Origin of the sequence: Nonomuraea sp. NPDC052265, assembly GCF_044547985.1 — a bacterium.
In the GTDB taxonomy this organism is placed as follows: Bacteria; Actinomycetota; Actinomycetes; order Streptosporangiales; family Streptosporangiaceae; genus Nonomuraea.
This window is the reverse complement of sequence record NZ_JBIUBJ010000002.1, coordinates 404544-423531: the sequence shown is the minus strand read 5'-3', so window position 1 is coordinate 423531 and position 18988 is coordinate 404544. Positions and strand designations below refer to the sequence as shown.

The 18988-nt window shown below is 70.9% G+C and carries 19 protein-coding genes; 4 read left to right on the top strand and 15 right to left on the bottom strand.

The features are described from left to right. Position 1: 1 nt before the first annotated feature. The 6 genes from ACIHAD_RS07055 to valS all read right to left on the bottom strand — a co-directional run bounded on the left by ACIHAD_RS07055 (position 2) and on the right by valS (position 6097). Positions 2 to 388, bottom strand: coding sequence for an OB-fold nucleic acid binding domain-containing protein (locus ACIHAD_RS07055; RefSeq protein WP_103955393.1), 387 nt, complete (start codon positions 386 to 388; stop codon positions 2 to 4). A gap of 102 nt (positions 389 to 490) precedes the next feature. Further along, positions 491 to 1129 (bottom strand): DUF3710 domain-containing protein, encoded by a 639-nt coding sequence (locus tag ACIHAD_RS07050; protein ID WP_397353426.1) that lies wholly within the window; start codon positions 1127 to 1129, stop codon positions 491 to 493. A 58-nt stretch (positions 1130 to 1187) separates the two neighbouring features. Then, positions 1188 to 1628, bottom strand: coding sequence for a dUTP diphosphatase (dut, locus tag ACIHAD_RS07045; protein WP_397353425.1), 441 nt, complete (start codon positions 1626 to 1628; stop codon positions 1188 to 1190). Then, positions 1625 to 2179: a PaaI family thioesterase gene (locus ACIHAD_RS07040; protein ID WP_397353424.1), complete on the bottom strand. Its 555-nt coding sequence runs from the start codon at positions 2177 to 2179 to the stop codon at positions 1625 to 1627. Before ACIHAD_RS07040 ends, dut begins: the two co-directional genes overlap by 4 nt. Positions 2180 to 2190: 11 nt before the next feature. After that, positions 2191 to 3453: an AI-2E family transporter gene (locus tag ACIHAD_RS07035; protein WP_397353423.1), complete on the bottom strand. Its 1263-nt coding sequence runs from the start codon at positions 3451 to 3453 to the stop codon at positions 2191 to 2193. A 166-nt stretch (positions 3454 to 3619) separates the two neighbouring features. Continuing rightward, positions 3620 to 6097 carry a valine--tRNA ligase gene (gene valS, locus ACIHAD_RS07030; protein ID WP_397353422.1) on the bottom strand — a complete coding sequence of 826 codons (2478 nt, stop codon included), beginning with the start codon at positions 6095 to 6097 and terminating at the stop codon, positions 3620 to 3622. 107 nt (positions 6098 to 6204) lie between these two features. Here valS and ACIHAD_RS07025 point away from each other — a divergent pair, with 107 nt between their 5' ends. Continuing rightward, complete coding sequence (locus tag ACIHAD_RS07025; protein ID WP_397353421.1) at positions 6205 to 6489, top strand: DUF4235 domain-containing protein; 285 nt, start codon at positions 6205 to 6207, stop codon at positions 6487 to 6489. Here the strand turns inward: ACIHAD_RS07025 and ACIHAD_RS07020 are convergent. The 3 genes from ACIHAD_RS07020 to ACIHAD_RS07010 are packed head-to-tail and all read right to left on the bottom strand — an operon-like array spanning position 6422 to position 10359. Further along, positions 6422 to 7855 carry a trehalose-6-phosphate synthase gene (locus ACIHAD_RS07020; protein WP_397353419.1) on the bottom strand — a complete coding sequence of 478 codons (1434 nt, stop codon included), beginning with the start codon at positions 7853 to 7855 and terminating at the stop codon, positions 6422 to 6424. The genes ACIHAD_RS07025 and ACIHAD_RS07020 overlap by 68 nt on opposite strands. Positions 7856 to 7864: 9 nt before the next feature. Then, positions 7865 to 9415, bottom strand: a complete 1551-nt coding sequence (locus tag ACIHAD_RS07015) for an FAD-dependent monooxygenase (protein ID WP_397353418.1) — start codon at positions 9413 to 9415, stop codon at positions 7865 to 7867. Further along, on the bottom strand, positions 9412 to 10359 hold the full coding sequence (locus ACIHAD_RS07010; RefSeq protein WP_397353416.1) for an MBL fold metallo-hydrolase: 948 nt from the start codon (positions 10357 to 10359) through the stop codon (positions 9412 to 9414). Before ACIHAD_RS07010 ends, ACIHAD_RS07015 begins: the two co-directional genes overlap by 4 nt. Before the next feature lie 175 nt (positions 10360 to 10534). Between ACIHAD_RS07010 and paaI the strand changes: the two genes are divergently transcribed. Both paaI and paaK read left to right on the top strand, forming a co-directional pair. After that, a complete protein-coding gene (paaI, locus tag ACIHAD_RS07005) occupies positions 10535 to 10903 on the top strand; it encodes a hydroxyphenylacetyl-CoA thioesterase PaaI (protein WP_364090313.1) in 369 nt (122 codons plus the stop codon). Further along, on the top strand, positions 10900 to 12198 hold the full coding sequence (gene paaK / locus ACIHAD_RS07000) for a phenylacetate--CoA ligase PaaK (protein ID WP_397353415.1): 1299 nt from the start codon (positions 10900 to 10902) through the stop codon (positions 12196 to 12198). Before paaI ends, paaK begins: the two co-directional genes overlap by 4 nt. A gap of 22 nt (positions 12199 to 12220) precedes the next feature. On the opposite strand, the gene ACIHAD_RS06995 is transcribed toward paaK, so the two are convergent. The 4 genes from ACIHAD_RS06995 to ACIHAD_RS06980 all read right to left on the bottom strand — a co-directional run bounded on the left by ACIHAD_RS06995 (position 12221) and on the right by ACIHAD_RS06980 (position 15724). Next, positions 12221 to 13030, bottom strand: a complete 810-nt coding sequence (locus ACIHAD_RS06995) for a hypothetical protein (RefSeq protein ID WP_397353414.1) — start codon at positions 13028 to 13030, stop codon at positions 12221 to 12223. Positions 13031 to 13123: 93 nt separating this feature from the next. Beyond that, the gene (locus ACIHAD_RS06990; protein WP_020542847.1) at positions 13124 to 13423 is read right to left on the bottom strand and encodes a DUF4193 domain-containing protein; all 300 of its coding nucleotides are present in this window, start codon (positions 13421 to 13423) and stop codon (positions 13124 to 13126) included. 340 nt (positions 13424 to 13763) lie between these two features. After that, positions 13764 to 15074 carry a sensor histidine kinase gene (locus ACIHAD_RS06985; protein WP_397353413.1) on the bottom strand — a complete coding sequence of 437 codons (1311 nt, stop codon included), beginning with the start codon at positions 15072 to 15074 and terminating at the stop codon, positions 13764 to 13766. Further along, on the bottom strand, positions 15071 to 15724 hold the full coding sequence (locus ACIHAD_RS06980) for a response regulator transcription factor (RefSeq protein WP_349451511.1): 654 nt from the start codon (positions 15722 to 15724) through the stop codon (positions 15071 to 15073). Before ACIHAD_RS06980 ends, ACIHAD_RS06985 begins: the two co-directional genes overlap by 4 nt. A 224-nt stretch (positions 15725 to 15948) precedes the next feature. Here ACIHAD_RS06980 and ACIHAD_RS06975 point away from each other — a divergent pair, with 224 nt between their 5' ends. After that, positions 15949 to 16113, top strand: coding sequence for a hypothetical protein (locus ACIHAD_RS06975; RefSeq protein ID WP_397353412.1), 165 nt, complete (start codon positions 15949 to 15951; stop codon positions 16111 to 16113). Between the two features lie 63 nt (positions 16114 to 16176). Here ACIHAD_RS06975 and ACIHAD_RS06970 read toward each other — a convergent pair whose 3' ends face one another. Together ACIHAD_RS06970 and ACIHAD_RS06965 are read right to left on the bottom strand one after the other, a co-directional pair. After that, a complete protein-coding gene (locus tag ACIHAD_RS06970; RefSeq protein ID WP_397353411.1) occupies positions 16177 to 16965 on the bottom strand; it encodes an inositol monophosphatase family protein in 789 nt (262 codons plus the stop codon). Next, complete coding sequence (locus ACIHAD_RS06965) at positions 16965 to 18941, bottom strand: prolyl oligopeptidase family serine peptidase (RefSeq protein WP_397353410.1); 1977 nt, start codon at positions 18939 to 18941, stop codon at positions 16965 to 16967. The genes ACIHAD_RS06970 and ACIHAD_RS06965 overlap by 1 nt, the downstream gene beginning before the upstream one ends. Positions 18942 to 18988: the final 47 nt, after the last annotated feature.

The following is an 18988-nucleotide window of genomic DNA, read 5'->3' as shown; positions in this document are numbered from 1 at the left end:
ATCAACTCCCCGGGCGCAGTTCGTATCGCGGATTGAACATCACTTTGCGCCCGTCCTGCATGCTGACCAGACCCTCGGCCTTGACCGTGCGGCCCGGCTCGATGCCGGCGATCTTGCGGCGGCCGAGCCACACCAGGTCGATCACGTCGGACCCGTCGTACAGCTCGGCCTCCAGGGCGGGAGCACCGCCCCTCGGACGCAATGTCACCGTACGTAGCGTACCCGCTACACAGAACCTGCGGCGCCCGCCACACGACACGATGGGCGTCGCGCCGACCTCGTCGGCGTCTTCCCGCAGTTCCTGGGCCTCGATCTCGGACTGGGTCGTGGCCAGCCGACTGAAGAAGCCGCGCAATCCCCCGCGTTTCGGAGGCTCTGCCGTACTCATGATGGTTCAGCCTATGTGATGGTAAGCCGTCAGCGAATAGCCGATGGGGGGTCTTGGGAATGTCGCCGGACGGGGCGGGGCAAGTGCCCGCAAATGTAACGCTCAGCGGGTCTCGCTGATTTCCGGGCCGCGCTTGAAGGGGCTGAACGCCGGGCGTTCGTCCTGCTCCACGGCCTGACGCTCGTGCGGGCGGCTCAGCGTGATGGGCTCCTCGCGGGCCATCGGCTCGTCGCCGCGCACGACCACGACGTCCTTGACGAAGTCGATGAACGCCCCGGAGACACGTTCGTCGAGGGCGCCCGGGCCGGTGATGGCCGCCAGGAGGAACCAGCGCGGGCCGTCGACGCCGATGTAGCGGGCCGCCCTGCTGCCGCCTTCCATGGCGACCTCGCCCGCCAGCTCGACGCCGAACGGCCCCTCCCGCTCCTCCAGGGTCTTGGCCTGAGCGACGATCTTGGCCCTGACCTCGTCCCACAGGCCGGCCGAGCGTGGCGCGGCCAGGGCCTGGAGCTGCAGCGAGCTGTCCTCGTACAGGACGACGACACCGACGTGCTGGTCGCCGAGCGAGGCCAGGCGCACGTCGAAGTCGGGGTTGTGCGGCAGCCGCAGGCCGCCGAGGTCGATCCTGTCGGTGTCGGGGTGGGGCTCGTCGGCGTCCCACGGGCCGGACTCGCGGCCGGGGGCCGCGGACTCCTGCTCGGCCACCGATTCCGACTGCTCACGACGACGACGTCGGAACACGTTCCTCACTCTCCCTGTTCACGGGGCCGTGGCCCCGGGCTTTTGCGGGCCCGCCGCTTCAGCGGCCCGTCGATCCGAATCCGTTGGCGCCGCGCACGGAGCCGGGCAGGCGTTCGACCTCGTAGAAGGCCGCGCGCTCGACCCGCTGGACCACGAGCTGGGCCACCCGGTCGCCCCGCTGGAGGCGGAACGGCTCCTTGGCGTCGGTGTTGATCAGCGTCACCTTGATCTCGCCCCGGTAGCCGGCGTCGACCGTGCCGGGGGCGTTGACGAGCGTGACGCCGTGGCGGGCCGCCAGGCCGGAGCGCGGGTGCACGAACGCGGCGTAGCCGTCGGGCAGCGCGATCGCGACGCCGGTGCCGACCACGGCCCGCTCGCCCGGCAGCAGCTCGACGTCCTCGGCCGCGTAGAGGTCGGCGCCGGCGTCGCCCGGGTGGGCGTAGGCCGGCACCGGCAGCCCGGTGTCGAGCCGCTGGATGAGGACCTCCACGTCGCTCACGGGTTCACCTCGAAGTCCTGGTGTTCGGCGGCGATGGCCGCGAGGTCGCCGTGCTCGGCGAAGTGTTCCATGCTCACCTCGACGAACAGCGCTGCCGCGCGGACGGCGACCGGTCCGTCGGGGGCGCCGACGCGCCCCTCAGCCTCAAGGTACGCCTTCCTGCCCGTGATCCCGTTGCACCAGGCGCGCAGGTGGAGTGTCGTGCCCACGGGAACGGGGAGAACGTAGTCGGTCTCCAGCCGTGCCGTCACGTAAGGCTTGTGGAACAGGTAGACGGACATTCCGATGACCTCGTCCATCGCGGCGGCCAGCACGCCACCGTGGGCGAGCATCGGCGCGCCCTGGTGGGCCTCCCCCACGGTGAACTCGGCCTCGACCGTGACGCCGTCGGGCGTGGCCGCCTTCAGGTGCAGTCCGGTCGGGTGGCCGTGGCCGCAGCCGAAGCAGCGGCTGTAGTGGGAACCGAGGGAGCTGCCCGGCGCCGGGGCGCCGGGATGGGCCGCGGGCGCCGAGGCGTCCGGCGGCGGGGTGGTGAGGGAGGAACGCGTCACGGGTGACGAGGTTACTCGCTGCGGCCCCGGGACTCGCCCTCGACACCGGATCGGAACCTCCCGATCCGCTCCACGTCACCGCCCTCCGACGGCCCGTCACCCACGGACGGCGACTCCTCACCGGGACGCCCCCCTCCGGACGGCGACTCTCCGGCCGGAGGCACGCCCCCGGGCGGCGGTTCCCCTCCCGGGGGCCCGTGGTCGGGCGGCGGTGGCAGGGCGGGCGGTTTGTGGCGCAGCTCCGGCAGCGCCCGGTAGATCACCGCCGCGACCGGCACGGCCACGGCCGCTCCCGCGATGCCCGCCAGGATGCCGCCGACGGAAAGCACCAGGATGATCGCCAGCGGGTGGAAGTTGAGCGCCCGGCCCACGATCAGCGGCTGGAGCACGTGGTTCTCCAGCTGTTGCTCGACGATGAGGATGCCCAGGAAGATCAGCGCGTAGACCAGGCCCTTGGCGCCGAGGGTGACGAGGGTGGCGACGGTGCCGGCGAAGAAGATGCCGACGATCGGGATGAAGCTGGCGAAGAAGATCAGCACGGCCAGCGGCGCCCACAGCGGCACCCCCATGCCGGCCAGTACGATGCCCATGATCAGGCCGTGCACGGCGGCCACGGCCACGGTGCCCTGGACGTAGTGGGAGAGCGTGGTCCAGGCCACCCGGCCCGCCCGGTCGACCCGCGGCGACATCGAGCCGAAGGCGCGCAGGAACCACGACCAGATGCGGTCGCCGTCCTTGAGCAGGAAGAACGTCACGAACAGCAGCAGCACGATGGACGCGAGCACCTCGACCGCGACGGCGCTGGCCGACAGCACCGTGCCGGTGATGGCGGTGCGCTGGGCGTTGACCATCGTGGCGATCTCGTCGACGTACCCGGTGATCTGGGCCTGCTTCAGGTGCAGCGGGCCGGTGATCAGCCACTCCTGGACCGAGCGCGCGGTGGCCTGCACCTGCGTGACGAGGTTGGGGAACTCTTCGCCGGCCCGCGCCCCGACCAGCCAGCCGGTGCCGGCCAGGACGGTCAGCGCGACCAGCATGGTCAGCCAGGTGGCGTAGATGGGCCGCAGGCCCGCTCGCCGCAGGCTCTTGGTCAGCGGGAACAGCAGCGCGGTCAGCAGCAGCGCGATCGCCACGGGCAGCGCCACGAAGGTGAGCCGGGCGATCGCCTGGACGAAGAAGAAGACGACCACGCCGACGAGGATCAGGCACCCGCACCATGCGGCCATCTTGGCCAGCACGGGCGGGACGAGTGTGGTGGGGCGGTCGATCTGCACGTGTTCAAGACTGGCACGTCCGCGCCGGGGATGCGCACCGATAAAACGCCCAGGTGCCGACAGCGCCCGCCCGGACGCCGAGACACCGCCCCCCCACCACCCGACCGCGCCCGCCCGGACGGCGAGGAACCGGGGTCCTCGTCGCCCGTGGCGGACGGCCCGCGCCTCAGCCCAGGTGCACCTCGACCGTCAGCTCGTCACCGCCGGTCAGGACGAACTCCTCGACGTTGCCCGCCGCGCACAGGTCGTCCTGAGCCTGCCGGACGAGGGCGGCCTCCGGACCCGAGACGGTCAGCCTGGACACCTCGGCCCGCATCGACAACTTGGCCTCCGACTTGGCCTTGCGCATCCGTCGCAGCACCTCCGAGGCCACCGTCAGCACCGCCGGGTCGCCCGTGCCGCGCTCGGGGGCCGGCCAGGCGGCGCGGTGCACCGAACCCTCGCGCCACCACGACCAGACCTCCTCGGTCACGAACGGCAGCACCGGCGCGAACAGCCGCAGCAGCACGTCGAGCGCCTGCCGCAGCGCCGCGTGCGCCGAGGCGGCGGCCGGCCCGGACTCGTAGGCCCGTGCCTTGACCAGTTCCAGGTAGTCGTCGCAGAAGGACCAGAAGAAGCGCTCGACGGCCTCCAGCGCGCGGGTGTGGTCGTAGGACTCGAACGCCTGCGTGGCCTCGCGCGCCATGTCGGACAGGGCGGCCAGCATCGACAGGTCGATCGGCTCGGTGACCTCGCCCTCGCTGCCGGCCAGGCCGAGCACGAACTTCGAGGCGTTGAGGATCTTGATCGCCAGCCGCCGGCCGATCTTGAGCTGGCCCACGTCGAACGTGGTGTCCACGCCGTAGCGGCCGTTCGCGGCCCAGTAGCGGACCGCGTCGGAGCCGTGCTGCTCCAGCAGGTCGAGCGGGGTGACCACGTTGCCCTTGGACTTGGACATCTTCTTGCGGTCGGGGTCGAGGATCCAGCCGGAGATCGCCACGTCGCTCCACGGCAGCGCGTCGAACTCCAGGTGGGAGCGGACCACCGTCGAGAACAACCAGGTACGGATGATCTCGTGCGCCTGCGGTCGCAGGTCGTAGGGGGACACGCGCCGGTAGAGGTCGTCGTCGGTCGCCCAGCGGCCGGCGATCTGCGGCGTCAGGGACGAGGTCGCCCAGGTGTCCATGACGTCGGGGTCGGCCATGAAGCCGCCGGGCACGCCGCGCTGCTCCTCGCCGTAGCCGGGCGGCACGTCGGAGGACGGGTCGACCGGCAGCGACTCCTCGGCCGGCAGGATCGGCGCGTCGTGGACCGGATTCCCGGCCTCGTCCAGCGGATACCACACCGGGAACGGCACGCCGAAGAAGCGCTGGCGTGAGATCAGCCAGTCGCTGGTCAGGCCCTCGACCCAGTTGTCGTAGCGCACCCGCATGTGCGGCGGGTGCCAGGCCAGCTCGCTGCCGCGCTCCAGCAGCCGGGCGCGCAGCGCCTGCTCGCGCCCGCCGTTGCGGATGTACCACTGGCGGGTGGTGACGATCTCCAGCGGCTTGTCGCCGCGCTCGTAGAACTTCACCGCACGCTGCACCGGACGCGGGTCGCCGTCGAGGTCGCCGGACTCGCGCAGCAGCTCCACGATGCGCTCGCGGGCGCTGTGGACGGTCTTGCCGGCCAGCTCCTTGTACGGCTCGGGCTCCACGCCGTCGGGCGGCTCGGGCAGCAGCCGGCCGTCCCAGCCGATGACCGGCCGGGTGGGCAGGTGCAGCTCGCGCCACCAGGTGACGTCGGTGATGTCGCCGAACGTGCAGATCATCGCGATGCCGGACCCCTTGTCGGGCTCGGCCAGGTGGTGGGCCAGGATCGGCACCTCGACGCCGAACAGCGGCGTGAGCACGGACGTGCCGAACAGCGGCTTGTAGCGCTCGTCGTCGGGGTGGGCGACCAGCGCGACGCAGGCCGGGATCAGCTCGGGCCTGGTCGTCTCGATCCAGACGGGCCCGCGCTCGCCGTAGAAGGAGACGCGGTGGAAGGCGCCGGGCCACTCGCGGTCCTCCAGCTCGGCCTGGGCCACCGCGGTGCGGTAGGTGACGTCCCACAGCGTGGGCGCCTCGGCGAGGTAGGCCTCGCCGCGCCCGAGGTTGCGCAGGAACGCCCGCTGGGACACCGCGCGCGACTCGTCGCTGATCGTGGTGTAGAGCAGGTCCCAGTCGACCGACAGGCCGACCCGCCGCCAGACCTCCTCGAACGCCTTCTCGTCGATGGCCGTGAGCTGGTGACACAGCTCCACGAAGTTCCGCCGGGAAATTGAGATCTCACGTTTGCCCGGCTTGTTCGGTGGAACGAAGTCGGGATCGTACGGCAGCGACGGATCGCAGCGCACCCCGTAGACGTTCTGCACCCGCCGTTCGGTGGGCAGGCCGTTGTCGTCCCAGCCGATGGGGTAGAACACCGACTTGCCGATCATCCGCTGGTAGCGGGCCATGATGTCGGTGTGGGTGAAGGAGAAGACATGACCGACGTGGAGGGAGCCGGACACGGTCGGCGGCGGCGTGTCGATGGAGTAGACCTGCTCGCGCGGCTTGGACCGGTCGAAACGGTAGGTGCCCTCCTCCTGCCAGCGAGCTACCCATACCTGCTCCAAGCCGTCGAGGGTCGGCTTTTCCGGCATGGATGCATGGCGTAGTCGCTGTTGAGTCATGCCTCCTTATGGTACGGCTTCGGGGGCCCGGCAAGCGTTAGAGACTAGTGTTCGTTACATAGGGGAAGGGAGTTGGCATGGCGGAGGACAAGCCCGACATCGCCTGGCGTGTCATCGGTGGTCTGGTGGGCATGGCGACCGCTTGGGGGATGAGGAAGCTCCTCGGGTTCGTCTGGGTCAAGGCGACCGGCAAGGAGCCGCCCCTCGACGACGACTCGCCCGAGGTCGGCATGGGTGAGGCGATCGGTTACGCGATCCTCACCGGCGTCGGGATGTCCGTGGCGCAGATCGTGGTCAACCGGACCGCCAAGAAGCGCTACGACGCGTGGAAGTCTGTGAAGCAGGTGTCTCAAGGGCACTGAGGAACTCGCTCGCCCAGCGGTCCACGTCGTAGGTGGCCACCCGGCGGCGCATGGTGCGCATCCGCCGGGCCAGCTCGTGCGGCGTGGCCCGCATGGCGGCGATCATCTGCCGCTTGACGTCCTCGATGTCGTACGGGTTGACCAGGTACGCCTGCCGCAGCTCGTCGGCCGCCCCGGTGAACTCGCTGAGCACCAGGGCGCCCTGGAGGTCGTGGTGGCAGGAGATGTACTCCTTGGCCACCAGGTTCATCCCGTCGCGCAGGGGCGTGACGACCATGACGTCGGCCGCCAGGTAGAGCGCGGCCAGCTCGTCCTGGCCGTAGGACTGGTGGAAGTACTGGATCGGCTGCACCCCGATCTGGGCGTGCTCGCCGTTGATCCGGCCCACCTGCAGCTCGATGTCGTCGCGCAGCTTGCGGTACTCGTCCACGCGCTCGCGGCTCGGGGTGGCGATCTGCACGAAGACCGCCTCGTTCGGGCGCAGGCTGCCGTCCTTGAGCAGCTCGCCGAACGCCTCCAGGCGCTGGCCGATGCCCTTGGTGTAGTCGAGCCGGTCCACGCCGAGCAGCACGTGCTCCGGATCGCCCAGCTCGCCCCTGATCTCCTTGGCCCGCGCCACCACGTGCGGCTCGCGTACCAGCGAGTCGAGCTGCCCGAAGTCCACCGAGATCGGGAACGCCTGCGTGGTCACCACCCGGTCGTCGAGGAAGATCTCGTTCCCCTTGTACGGCAGCCCGAGCAGCCGCCGGCACAGCCTGCGGAAGTTCGAGGCGCCGCCGGGGAGCTGGAAGCCGACGAGGTCCGCGCCGAGCAGCCCCTCGACCAGCTCCTTGCGCCAGGGCAGCCGCCAGAACAGCTCCACCGGCGGGAACGGGATGTGCAGGAAGAAGCCGATCCGCAGGTCGGGCCGGAGCCGGCGGAGCATCGCGGGCACGAGCTGGAGCTGGTAGTCCTGCACCCAGACGACGGCTCCCTCCTCTGCGGCCTCGGCGGCGGCCACGGCGAAGCGCTCGTTGACCGAGCGGTAGGTCTCCCACATCTCCCGCTCGAACACCGGCGGCGCCACCACGTCGTGGTAGAGCGGCCAGAGCGTGGCGTTGGAGAAACCCTCGTAGTAGAGCTCGACCTCGCGGGCCGACAACGGGATCGGGATGAGGCTCATGCCGTCCTGCTCGAACGGTTCGAGCTTCTCGTCCTGCGCGCCGTGCCAACCCGCCCAGGCGCCGTGGCGACGCTTCATCACGGGTGCTATGGCCGTCACGAGCCCCCCCGGGCTCCTGCGCCACGAGGCCGTTCCGTCTGGCTCGATCGTGCGATCGACCGGCAAGCGGTTCGCGACGATCAGAAACGAGCTACGGCCGGTCACGCAGTCCTCCTAGGGCTCAGGTCGAGGAGAGCCGCAGGCGCGGCTCACGGCGGCCGCGACCTCGTCCGGCCCCCCGCGGGGAATGATCGCGGCGATGTGGGCATCTGGCCTGATCACCCATGCTTCGTCCGGCCGCGCACCCAGTCTTTCGGCGAGCGAGCCGGTCGCATCCATCTCCGTGAGCTCGCGGACGGCGAGCGGTGCCATAATGACCTTGCCCAGGACCTGCACAAACAAACTCGAATCGCACATATCACCCAATAGAACAAGAAAACCATCCCGGCAGAACTCGCGCAGTCTGCCCCTCGGCAGCGGCACGTCCGGCAGGATCACTCCGGGGGCGGGCTCGCACAGCGCACCCCTCGGCGGACGGCCCCCGAACGGCCGCCCCGGCTCGGGCGTGGTGAGCGGCGAGTCCACGTACCAGAAGGGCTCGGCGAAGCGCCCGGAGTCGACCTCGGCGACCAGGCCGCCCTCCAGCACCTCCCGCCGCCTGGCCCGGTCCCGGGCCGTCCGGGGCGCGAGGAAGCGCATGGTGGCGGCGGTGACCTCAAGGTTCTCCCGCGCCGCCGCGTGCCGCTCGACGTGGTACGACTCCAGCAGCTCGGGCCCGGCCCAGCCGTTGAGCGCGAAGGCCAGCTTCCAGGCCGCGTTCTCGGCGTCGGGCACGCCGGAGTTGAGCCCCCGGGCCCCGAAGGGCGCCACCAGATGGGCACAGTCGCCCGCCAGCAGCACCCGCCCGACCCGCATCCGCGACGCGACCCGCGAGTGGAACCGGTACGTGCTGTGCCAGATCACCTCATATGGCCGATCCCCAATGATTAGCCGGATTTTCTGCGAAATATCGTCCTTTGTTGGGATGAAGTCCGGCGCGATCTGCCAGTCGATCCGGTACGTCCCGTTCGGGCAGGGATGGATGAGGACCTGCCGGCCCGGGTTCCACACCGGGTCGAAGTAGAAGCGCCGCTCGTTCTCCCAGCCGGGCAGATCGGCCCTGATGTCGCAGATCAGGAACTGGTCGTCGAACGCCTCGCCGTCGAAGGAGACGCCGAGCGACCGGCGTACCTGCTGGGCCCGCGCACCCGCGCAGACCAGCACATAGGAGGCGCGCAGCAGCCGCTGCCCGCACTGGACCTCGACCCCGGCCGGGTCCTGGACCAGCCCGGTGACCTCGTGGTTCCAGCGCACCTCGATCAGCGGCTGGTCGGCGACGACCTCGTCGAGCAGCTGCTCGGTGCGGGCCTGGGAGATGTTCACGCACGGCGGCAGCGGGCCCTGGCCGTCGAAGGACCAGGAGAACAGCTCGCGGTCGCGGTAGTAGGTGCGGGCCGTGGTCCAGGCCAGCCCCTCCTCCGCCACCCGGCCCGCGCCCGCCGCGGCCCAGATGTCGAGCACGTCGCGCTGCTGGCAGATCGACTTGGAGCCGCCGCCGTCGCGGGCCTGCCGCCGGTCGAGCACCAGCACGCGGATGCCCCAGCGGGCCAGCAGCAACGCGGCGGTCTGACCGACCGGGCCCGCGCCGACCACGATGACCTGCGGCACGGACTCCCCGGGCCTCATGACTGGAGCTCGTCCCACACTTCGCGGTCGCGTTCGGCGGTCCAGATGCGCGGGCGTTCGACGCCGTGGAGCTCGTCCCAGAGGCGGGAGACGTTGAAGGGCAGGCAGTGCTCGAAGATGGGCCAGCCGCCGTAGCGGGGCCGGAGTGCCCGGTGGGTGCGCTCGAACGCCTCCTTCAGCCCGCTCGCCGCGCCGACCTCGCGCAGCATCACGGTGAGGAAGTCGCGGCTCTGGGCGATGGCCGCCTCGACCGCGGCCTTGCCGTGGGCCACCGCTCCCCTGCCGCCGACCAGCGTCTCGGCCCCGAACGAGGCGACGCGGTCGAGCGTGCCGGTCGCCCATTCGCGGTGGAAGGCGTCGCCGGTGTAGAGCGCGGCCCGCGACTCGACCAGGTCGCCGGCGAACAGGATCCGCCGTTCGGGCAGCCAGGCCACCAGGTCGCCCTCGGTGTGGCCGCGCCCGCAGTGGGCCAGCACCAGGTCGCCCCTGCCGCCGCCGAGGTCGATGGTGAAGGTGTCACTGAACGTGGCGGTGGGCCAGGTCAGGCCGGGGATCGAGGCGGGGTCCTTGAACAGGCGGGGCATCCGGGCGTACTCGCTGGCCCAGTCCTGCTCGCCGCGCTCGGCGATCAGCTCGCGGGTCTTGTCGTGGGCCACGATGACGTCCGCGCCGAACGCCGAGGCGCCCAGCACCCGGACCGCGTGGTAGTGCGACAGCACGAGGTATCTGACCGGTTTGCCGGTGTGCTCGCGCAGCCTGGCCAGCCAGCCGGCCGCGGCCGTGGGCGTGGCCAGCGCCTCGAAGCAGACCAGGAAGTCCTCGCCCTCGATCGCGCCCACGTTCGGGTCGCCCTCGGCGGTGAGCGCGTAGACGCCTTCCGCCGGAACCTCAAGGGACTGCCGCTTCTCACCGAGATCCGCCGACGAGGCGAACGGCTTGATCATCGTCTCTCCTCACGCGCTGAGGCCGACCCGCTGATGAACCAGGACATACCCCACAAACGGCCCTTACCGCTCCGCCGCGCCGGCCCTCCCTTGACAGTGCTCGGCAGGACGGTGAAGTGTTTACCGAACATTCGGTCAGTAAGCAAGGGAGACCTGTGTGGAGAGCGCGCGTCGCATGATGGACGCCGACACCGCCTCCGCCGCCCTGGGCATCGAGCTGGTGGAACTGGCCGAGGGCCGCGCGGTGTGCCGGATGGCCGTGACCGGCCAGATGATCAACGGACACTCCCTCTGCCACGGCGGCTACGTCTTCCTGCTGGCCGACACCGCCTTCGCCTGCGCGTGCAACACCCGGGGCCCGGTGACCGTGGCGGCCGGGGCCGAGATCACCTTCGTCGCCCCCGCCCACGAGGGCGACGTGCTGGTGGCCGAGGCGGCCGAGCGCACCAGCTACGGCCGCAGCGGCATCTACGACATCACCGTGCGCGGTGCCGGCGGCCGGGTGGTCGCGGAGTTCCGCGGGCGCAGCAGGGAGCTGAGATGAGGCCGGTCCCCCCGCCGTCCCCCGAGGAGCTCGACCCGGTCGAGCGCGTCTCCAGGGACGAGCTCATGGCCCTGCAACTGGAGCGACTGCGCTGGACGCTGGCGCACGCCTACGACAACGTGCCGCTCTACCGGCGCAAGTTCGACGAGCACGGCGTCCGTCCTGACGACTGCCGGAGCCTCGACGACCTCGCGCACTTCCCGTTCACCACCAAGGAGGACCTGCGCGAGTCCTACCCGTTCGGCATGTTCGCCGTGCCGCGCGAGCGGGTGGCGCGCGTCCACGCCTCCTCGGGCACCACGGGCAAGCCCACGGTCGTCGGGTACACGCGGGCCGACCTCGACGTCTGGGCGCAGGTGATGGCCCGGTCGATCCGGGCGTCCGGCGGCCGTCCCGGCGACGTGGTGCACGTGGCCTACGGCTACGGGCTGTTCACCGGCGGCCTCGGCGCCCATTACGGGGCCGAGCGGCTGGGCTGCACCGTCGTGCCGGTCTCCGGCGGCATGACGGCCCGGCAGGTCCAGCTCATCACCGACTTCCGGCCCAGGGTCATCATGGTGACGCCGTCGTACCTGCTGGCGCTGCTCGACGAGTTCGCCGCGCAGGGCCTCGACCCGCGCGAGAGCTCGCTGGAGATCGGCGTCTTCGGCGCCGAGCCCTGGACCGAGCGCATGCGCGCCGAGATCGAGGAGCGCTTCGACCTGCACGCCGTCGACATCTACGGCCTGTCGGAGGTCATGGGCCCCGGCGTGGCCAACGAGTGCGTCGAGACCAAGGACGGCCTGCACGTCTGGGAGGACCACTTCTACCCCGAGACCGTCGACCCGTTCACCGGCGAACCGGCGCCGGACGGCGGCGAGCTGGTGTTCACCAGCCTCACCAAGGAGGCCATGCCGGTCATCCGCTACCGCACCCGCGACCTGACCAGGCTGCTGCCCGGCACGGCCAGGCCCGCCTTCCGCCGCATGGAGAAGGTCACCGGCCGCACCGACGACATGATCATCCTGCGCGGCGTGAACGTGTTCCCGACCCAGATCGAGGAGCTCGTGCTGCGCGTGCCCGGCCTGTCGCCGCACTTCCAGCTCCACCTGACCCGGCCGGACCGGCTCGACGTGCTCACCGTCAGGGTCGAGGCGCGGCCGGGCGCGACGGGCCGCGAGGAGGCCGGGCGCGCGCTGCGCCACGCGGTCAAGGCGGGCGTCGGCGTGAGCGTCGAGGTCGAGGTGGTGGACCCGGAGACGCTGGAACGGTCGGTGGGCAAGCTCAAGCGCGTGGTGGACACGCGGGACGCCTGAACCGTACGTACGGCCCGCCGGGCTACGGCGTCAGCTCGTCACGGGGGCCGGGCGGCGGCAACGACGGGCCCTTGAGGCGCAGGTCGTCGCGGATGGCCTTGCCGAGCCTGCCGGTCGCGCCGCGGTTGAGCGCGCCGCCGGCGACGGCTCCGGTGAGGAAGGGGCCGAAGGTGGTCAGATGGCGCCCGAGCGTACGCATGAGGCGGTTGCGGAGAGCGGCCTTGGACGCCGCGCCGAGCGCGAGCGAGACGGACGCGGGGGCGAGGGGGTCGATGCCGCGCTGTCTGGCCCAGGCGGAGGTGAAGGCGAAGGCGCGCTGGGTGCCGGTGCCCTGGACGCGGACGCCGTAGACCTCGTGCAGCTCGGCCAGGAGCTTGACCTCGATCGCGGCGACGACGATGGTCTCCGCCACGAGCTGCGCGGGTGCGGAGAGCAGGAGGGGTGGTGCGGCGAACTGGGCCGCCGCGAGTGCTCCGCCGATGGCCCCGACCGTCATGGTGGCCTTCTGGGCGGTGCGCACCAGGTCGTCGGCGAGCTCCTCGCCGGTGAGGCCGTGATAGTGCTCGGACAGCGTGCGCAGGTCGCGGATGGGGATGCGGGGCGCGATGTTGAGGAAGACGTCGGCCAGCCAGCGACCGCGGCCCGCGCCGCTCGCGCGCGCCTTCTTCGCCCCCGCGGCCAGGGACCTCGCCAGTCGGCCGAGCAGCCTGCGCCGCTCGGCCGGCTCCAGCTCGCCCGGCTCGGTGAGCCGTACGACGAGCTCGCCGACCTCCTTCTCGGGGTCGGCGGTCCCGTCGTCAGCTAGCCGGTTGTCCTTCTCGGGTTCGGCCACGCGTTGCCTCCGTCCTCTTGGTCGCGACCGCTCAGGGTAGGTGGGCTCGGTCGTACCTTCGGTCCCTCACCCTGAGCTCCTTCGCTCCAGCGGTCAGGCGGCGCACTCCCGGCAGACCTGCTGGCCGTTCTTCTCGGAGGCCAGCTGGCTGCGGTGGTGCACCAGGAAGCAGCGCGAGCAGGTGAACTCGTCGGCCTGACGGGGAATCACCCGCAGGGAGAGCTCTTCGTTCGACAGATCCGCGCCGGGCAGCTCCAGCGACTCGGCGAGGTCGGTCTCGTCGATGTCGATGCTGCCGGACGACTTGTCGGTACGCCGTGCCTGGAGTTCTTGGAGGCTGTCCTCCCCCAGGTCGTCGTCTGTCTTTCGCGGGCTGTCGTAGTCGGTAGCCATTGTGCTTACTCCATCCCCCTCATCTATATGTCTTCGCGCTCATCGCGCGTCTTCTAACGTCCGGGAGGCCCATCTTGTGCCCGTTCCGTCGGGGAGATTTCCCATCGGTACCCCGCGCGAACGGACAACGAACCTCCCAACACGTCAGGGCCTGCCGCCGACGGCAATGGTTAGCCAAATATGGCGAAACCCACAGCCTTGGCGCCATGCACCACCGTGTTCGACGGCACATCCAACCACATGTACGGCGAGAACGAGACGCCCCCACTACATCAACACGCGGACGAACACGCCGGAACGCCACCCGTCAGCGCCCCATGGCCCACTCATGGACGCTCGATCAACGTGTCGGAAGCCGAATCGTCACCACAAGTCCTCCGCCATCCCGCGGCACGGCGGTCACGTTTCCACCGTGTGCCTGCACGACCGCACGGACGATGGACAACCCCAGACCCGATCCCTTGGCCGATTCCACGCGGTCGGCGTGGAGCCTCCTGAACGGCTCGAACAGGCTGTTCACCTCGTACGCCGGGACATGCTGCCCCGTGTTGGCCACCTGAACAACCAGGCCCCCGTCCGCCATTCCCGTCCGGATCCAGACTTTTCCGCTTTCGGGAAGGTTGTACTTCACGGCGTTCTCCAGCAGGTTGCCGACCGACCGCTCCAGAAGCACCGGGTCGCCCACGGTAGGCGCGCTGACCAGTTCGGCCACAACGGTCACGCCGTGTTCGGCGGCGAAGGGCGCGAGCTGTTCCACGGCCGTCTGCGCGACTTCCTGAACGTCGAGCGGTTTGCGCACCGCGAGTTCTCGTTCGCTCCTGGCGAGCAACAGCAGTCCCTCGATGAGCTTCTCGTTACGCGCGTTGACTTCCAGCAGCGTGCGGCCGAGCGCTTTGAGGTCCTCGGACGCCTCCGGATCCGACAACGCGATCTCCAGGACCGTCCGGTTAATCGTCAACGGCGTGCGCAATTCGTGGGAGGCGTTGGCCACGAATCTGCGCTGGGTGTCGAAGGCGACGTTGAGCCGGGTGAGCATGGCGTCGAAGGTGTCGGCCAGCTCCTTCAGCTCGTCGTTGGGGCCGCGCAGGGCGATGCGCTGATGGGCCAGCGTGCTCTCCGACAGCTTGCGGGCCGCGCTGGTCATCTGGGCGACCGGCCGCAGCGCCCGGTCGGCCACGAAGTAGCCGATGATGAGCGCGAGGATGCCGACCCCGGCCAGCGCCATGAACGAGCTGCTGAACAGCGCGTCGCGGGCGCTGCTGACGGCCCGGCCCTTGGCCAGGGTCCACCGGTTCTGCATGATGGCGGCGTCGAGCGGGTCGAGGTCGTCGGTGATCAGGTCCGGCCAGGCGTTCTCGATCGACCTGCCGACGATCGAGTAGACGACGAACAGCAGCACGGCCGCGGCGGCGAACACCAGGGCGCTGTAGGTGAGCGTGAGCCGCCACCGGATGCTGACCTTGGCCGGCAGCCCCCTGACACGTTCCAGCGGGCTGCGGACGGGCGTCTCGGAGCCGGGCGGGGGCGGGCCGTCCCAGGCCGGCGGCCCGCTCGGGGGCGGCGCCTCCTGCACGCGCGTCGCCTTCCTGGCCGAATGGGGGCTGATCATCGGATGCGTCGGCCCCACCCCGCGCTCTGGCCGTTCACTCACAACTTGTACCCAACCCCGGGCACGGTCTCGATCACCTGAGGCTCGCCCAGCTTCTTCCGCAGCGTCATCATGGTCACCCTGACCACGTTCGTGAACGGGTCGATGTTCTCGTCCCATGCCTTGTCCAGCAGGTCCTCCTGGCTGACCACCGCGCCCTCGGCGCGCATCAGCTCCTCCAGGACCGCGAACTCCTTCTTGGTGAGCACGATCTCCTTGCCGTCGCGCTCGACCAGCCGCTTGCCCGGGTCGAGGCGGATCCCGGCCCGCTCCAGCACGGGCGGCAGGGCGGGCGCGGAACGCCGGCCGAGCGCGCGCACCCGGGCCACCAGCTCGATGAACACGAACGGCTTGGCCAGGTAGTCGTCGGCCCCGAGGCCGAGCCCCTCCACCTTGTCGTCCACGTCGCCGGAGGCGGTCAGCATGAGGATCCGCGAGGCCGAGCGCTGCTCGACCAGCCTGCGGCACACCTCGTCGCCGTGCACGACCGGCAGGTCGCGATCGAGCACGATCACGTCGTAGTCGATGTAGGAGGTGCGCTCAAGGGCGCCGCCGCCGTCGTAGGCGACGTCGACGGCCATGGCCTCGCGCCTCAGCCCGGTCGCGATCGCGTCGGCGAGCACCCGCTCGTCCTCTACAACCAGCACTCGCACGCCTGGTACACCTCTTTCCGGTTCCGGTGTCTCATTCTGCCTACAGGCTCGATAAGCGCACGGTAAGGCATGTCCAGGGGTGTGCCGGGCAGGGGCCGCACACATTCATGTTTCAGAGGGCGATAACCCGGGGTATGCCGTCGGGACACCCATTGCCCGGACATCCTCTGGCAATGGGGTCCACTTCGCCCCGCACAGATCGAACCCCTGAGAGAGTAGGTGAGATGGGCGAGTTCACCACCACGATCGAACGCCGCCTCGACCAGGCTTACAAGGGCCTCACCGAGGCCCGTAGCACCGGCGACGACTACCTCGCCGACACCCTCACCGCCGAGATCGAGGACCTGCGCCGCCTGGCCGACGATCACGGCATCCCGCTGCCGCGCTAGACACGCGCGTGCGACGGCCGGGGCCCTCGGGCCCCGGCCGATCCCGTCATGTACGCCGTCCCGTCAGGAGTCGCGTTCGGGGTCCAGCGGCACGAGCAGGTCGTGCAGCTCCTCGAACAGGCCGGGCGACGCGCTCAGCACGAACTCCGGGCCGGCCGGACGTCCGCGCAGGCCGCCGAGCCGGGCTCCCGACTCGGTCGCCACCAGCCCGGCCGCGGCGAAGTCCCACGGGTTGGTGCCGCGCTCGTAGTACGCGTCCACGCGGCCGGCCGCCACCGAGCACAGGTCGATGGCGCACGAGCCGCCCCGCCGGATGTCGCGCACCCGCGGCAGCACCGCGGCCACGACCCGCCCCTGCACCTCGCGGCGCGGCGCCGCGTAGCCGAACCCGGTCGCGACCAGCGCCTGGGCCAACGGCACCCCGCTGTTGCAGCGCAGCCGCGCGCCGCCGAGCCAGGCGCCCTCGCCGAGCGCGGCGGTGAACACCTCGCCCCGCGCCGGCACGTTGACGACCCCCGCCACGACCCGCCCGGCCACCTCGACGGCGATGGACACCGCCCAGTCGGGCAGGCCGTACAGGAAGTTGACGGTGCCGTCGACGGGGTCGACGATCCACCGCACGTCGGACGCGCCCGGCGCCTCGCCGCCCTCCTCGCCGAGGAACCGGTCGTCCGGGCGGACCGCCAGGACGCGTTCGCGGATCAGGTCCTCCGACGCCTTGTCCAGGATGGTGACGACGTCGGTGGGGCTGGACTTGGTCTCGACGTCCTCCGACATCGTGGGCCGCTTGGCCAGGAGCATGTCCCCGGCCTCGCGGGCGATGTCCTCGGCCAGCCGCAGGAAGTCGGTCATCAGGCCACCGAGTCCGGGCGCTTCCACTCCTCGCCGAGCACGTGCTGGTTGAGGAAGGCGAGCACGGTCTCGTACCAGGCGATGATGTTGCCCGGCTTGAGGATCCAGTGGTTCTCGTCGGGGAAGTACAGGAACTTCGACTCGACGTCGGAGCGCTGCAGGTCCCACCACAGGCGCAGTGACTCGCCGATCGGCACCCGGTAGTCCTTGTCGCCGTGGATGACGAGCATCGGGGTGGTGATCTTGCCGAGCCCCAGGTGCGGGGAGAGCTGCTCGTAGCGCTCCGAGCCCGGCTCGCCGAACTCGCGCTGCCAGTACAGGGAGGAGTCGGTGGTGCCGGCGAACTGGTCGAGGTTCCACAGCGCGGCGTGGGTGACGATGGCCTGGTAGCGGTCGGTGTGCCCGGCCAGCCAGTTGGCCATGTAGCCGCCGAACGAGCCGCCCATCGCCGCCACGCGCTCGTCGTCGATGTCGTCCCTGGCCAGGGCGACGTCCACGATGGCGTCGAGGTCGGCCTGGGTGCGGGGGCCCCAGGCGCCCCAGCCGCGGTCGATCATCTCCTGGCCGTAGCCGGTGGACAGGCACGGGTCGGGCATGAGGACGGCGTACCCGCGCTGGGCCATGATCCACGACTGCCAGCGCCACTGCCAGTCGTTCCAGGACGCGACCGGGCCGCCGTGGATCCACAGCAGGAACGGCGCGGGGTTGTCGGCCGAGGCGCCCTCGGGCAGCACGAGCCAGCCGCGCACGGTCGCGCCGTCGTCGGCGGTGGCCGAGATCTCGGTCAGCGTGCCCGGCACCTCGGGGCGCGGGGCCGGCGAGGGCAGGTCGGCGATCTCGCCGGTGGCCACGTCGATCCTGGCGGGGGCGGGGGCCAGGGCGATGTTGCTGCGCAGGGCGTAGACGTACGTGCCGTCCGCGCTCGCGTTGACCCCGAGGTAGGCGGCGTCGTCGGCGGTGAGCCTGGTGTGCTCGCCCGCCAGCGGGACGCGGAAGACCGGGCGGCGGCCCTGGTGGTCGGCGACGAGGTAGAGGGCCGAGGAATCGGGGGCCCAGGCGACGTCCATCGGGAACAGGTCGGGAGCGTGGGCCCGGCCCTGGCCGGTGGCCAGGTCGGCGATCCACAGCTCCACGCGGACGGAGACGTCCTTGCTCGTGATGCGCTCGCGCGCGCAGGCCACCCGCGTGCCGTCGGGCGAGACGGCGATCGGGCCGCCGAAGTCGTGGGCCTCGTCGGTGAGCAGGGTGCGCCGCTCGCCGGTGGCCACGTCGATGGCGACCAGGTCCGTACGGTTGTCGCCGCCGGGCAGGTACCTGCGCCAGGAGGCGATCACGGTGGAGCCGTCGGGGGTGAGCTCGAACGTGGTGTCGCGCAGGGCCTCACCCGCGTCGGGGGTCAGCTCGCGCACGTCCTCCAGGCGGTCGGCGCCGAGCCGGCCGGCGAACAGCCGGGTGCGGGCCGGGCCGAGGTCGTGGTCCCAGTAGCGGACGGGGTAGCCCTCGTGCAGGATCGCGCTGATCCCGGCGTCCTTGCGGGCCTTGCGCCGCTCCTCCTCGGTCGACTCCTCGCCGTCGAGCACGTCGGAGGCGAACACCACCACGTCGCCCGCCGTGCGGGCGGCGCCGATGCCGCCGGGGCGGGTGGCGATCTGGCGGGCCTCGCCGCCGGCGCGCGGCAGCAGCCACAGCGCGGGCACCTCGTCGGTCGCGTCCTTGACGGTGGTGTCGGGGCGCGCGGAGGTGAACAGCACGTCGCCCGCGTCGGTGAAGACGGCGGACGTCTCGCCCTTGGCGGAACGGGTCAGGCGGTACGGCTCACCGTCGACGGGGATCGCCCAGAGCGCGGTGCCGTACGACTTGCCGTCGGGGTTGAGCGCCTGAACGGTAGAGATCAGGCGGGAGCCGTCAGGCGAGAGCTTCAGGGAGAGGACCCGGGGGATGGCCACATAGTCACGTATGTCATCGAATGCGCTCACTCGATCGAACCTACCTGGTCACCGCCACTCCGCGGGAGGCGGCGCGC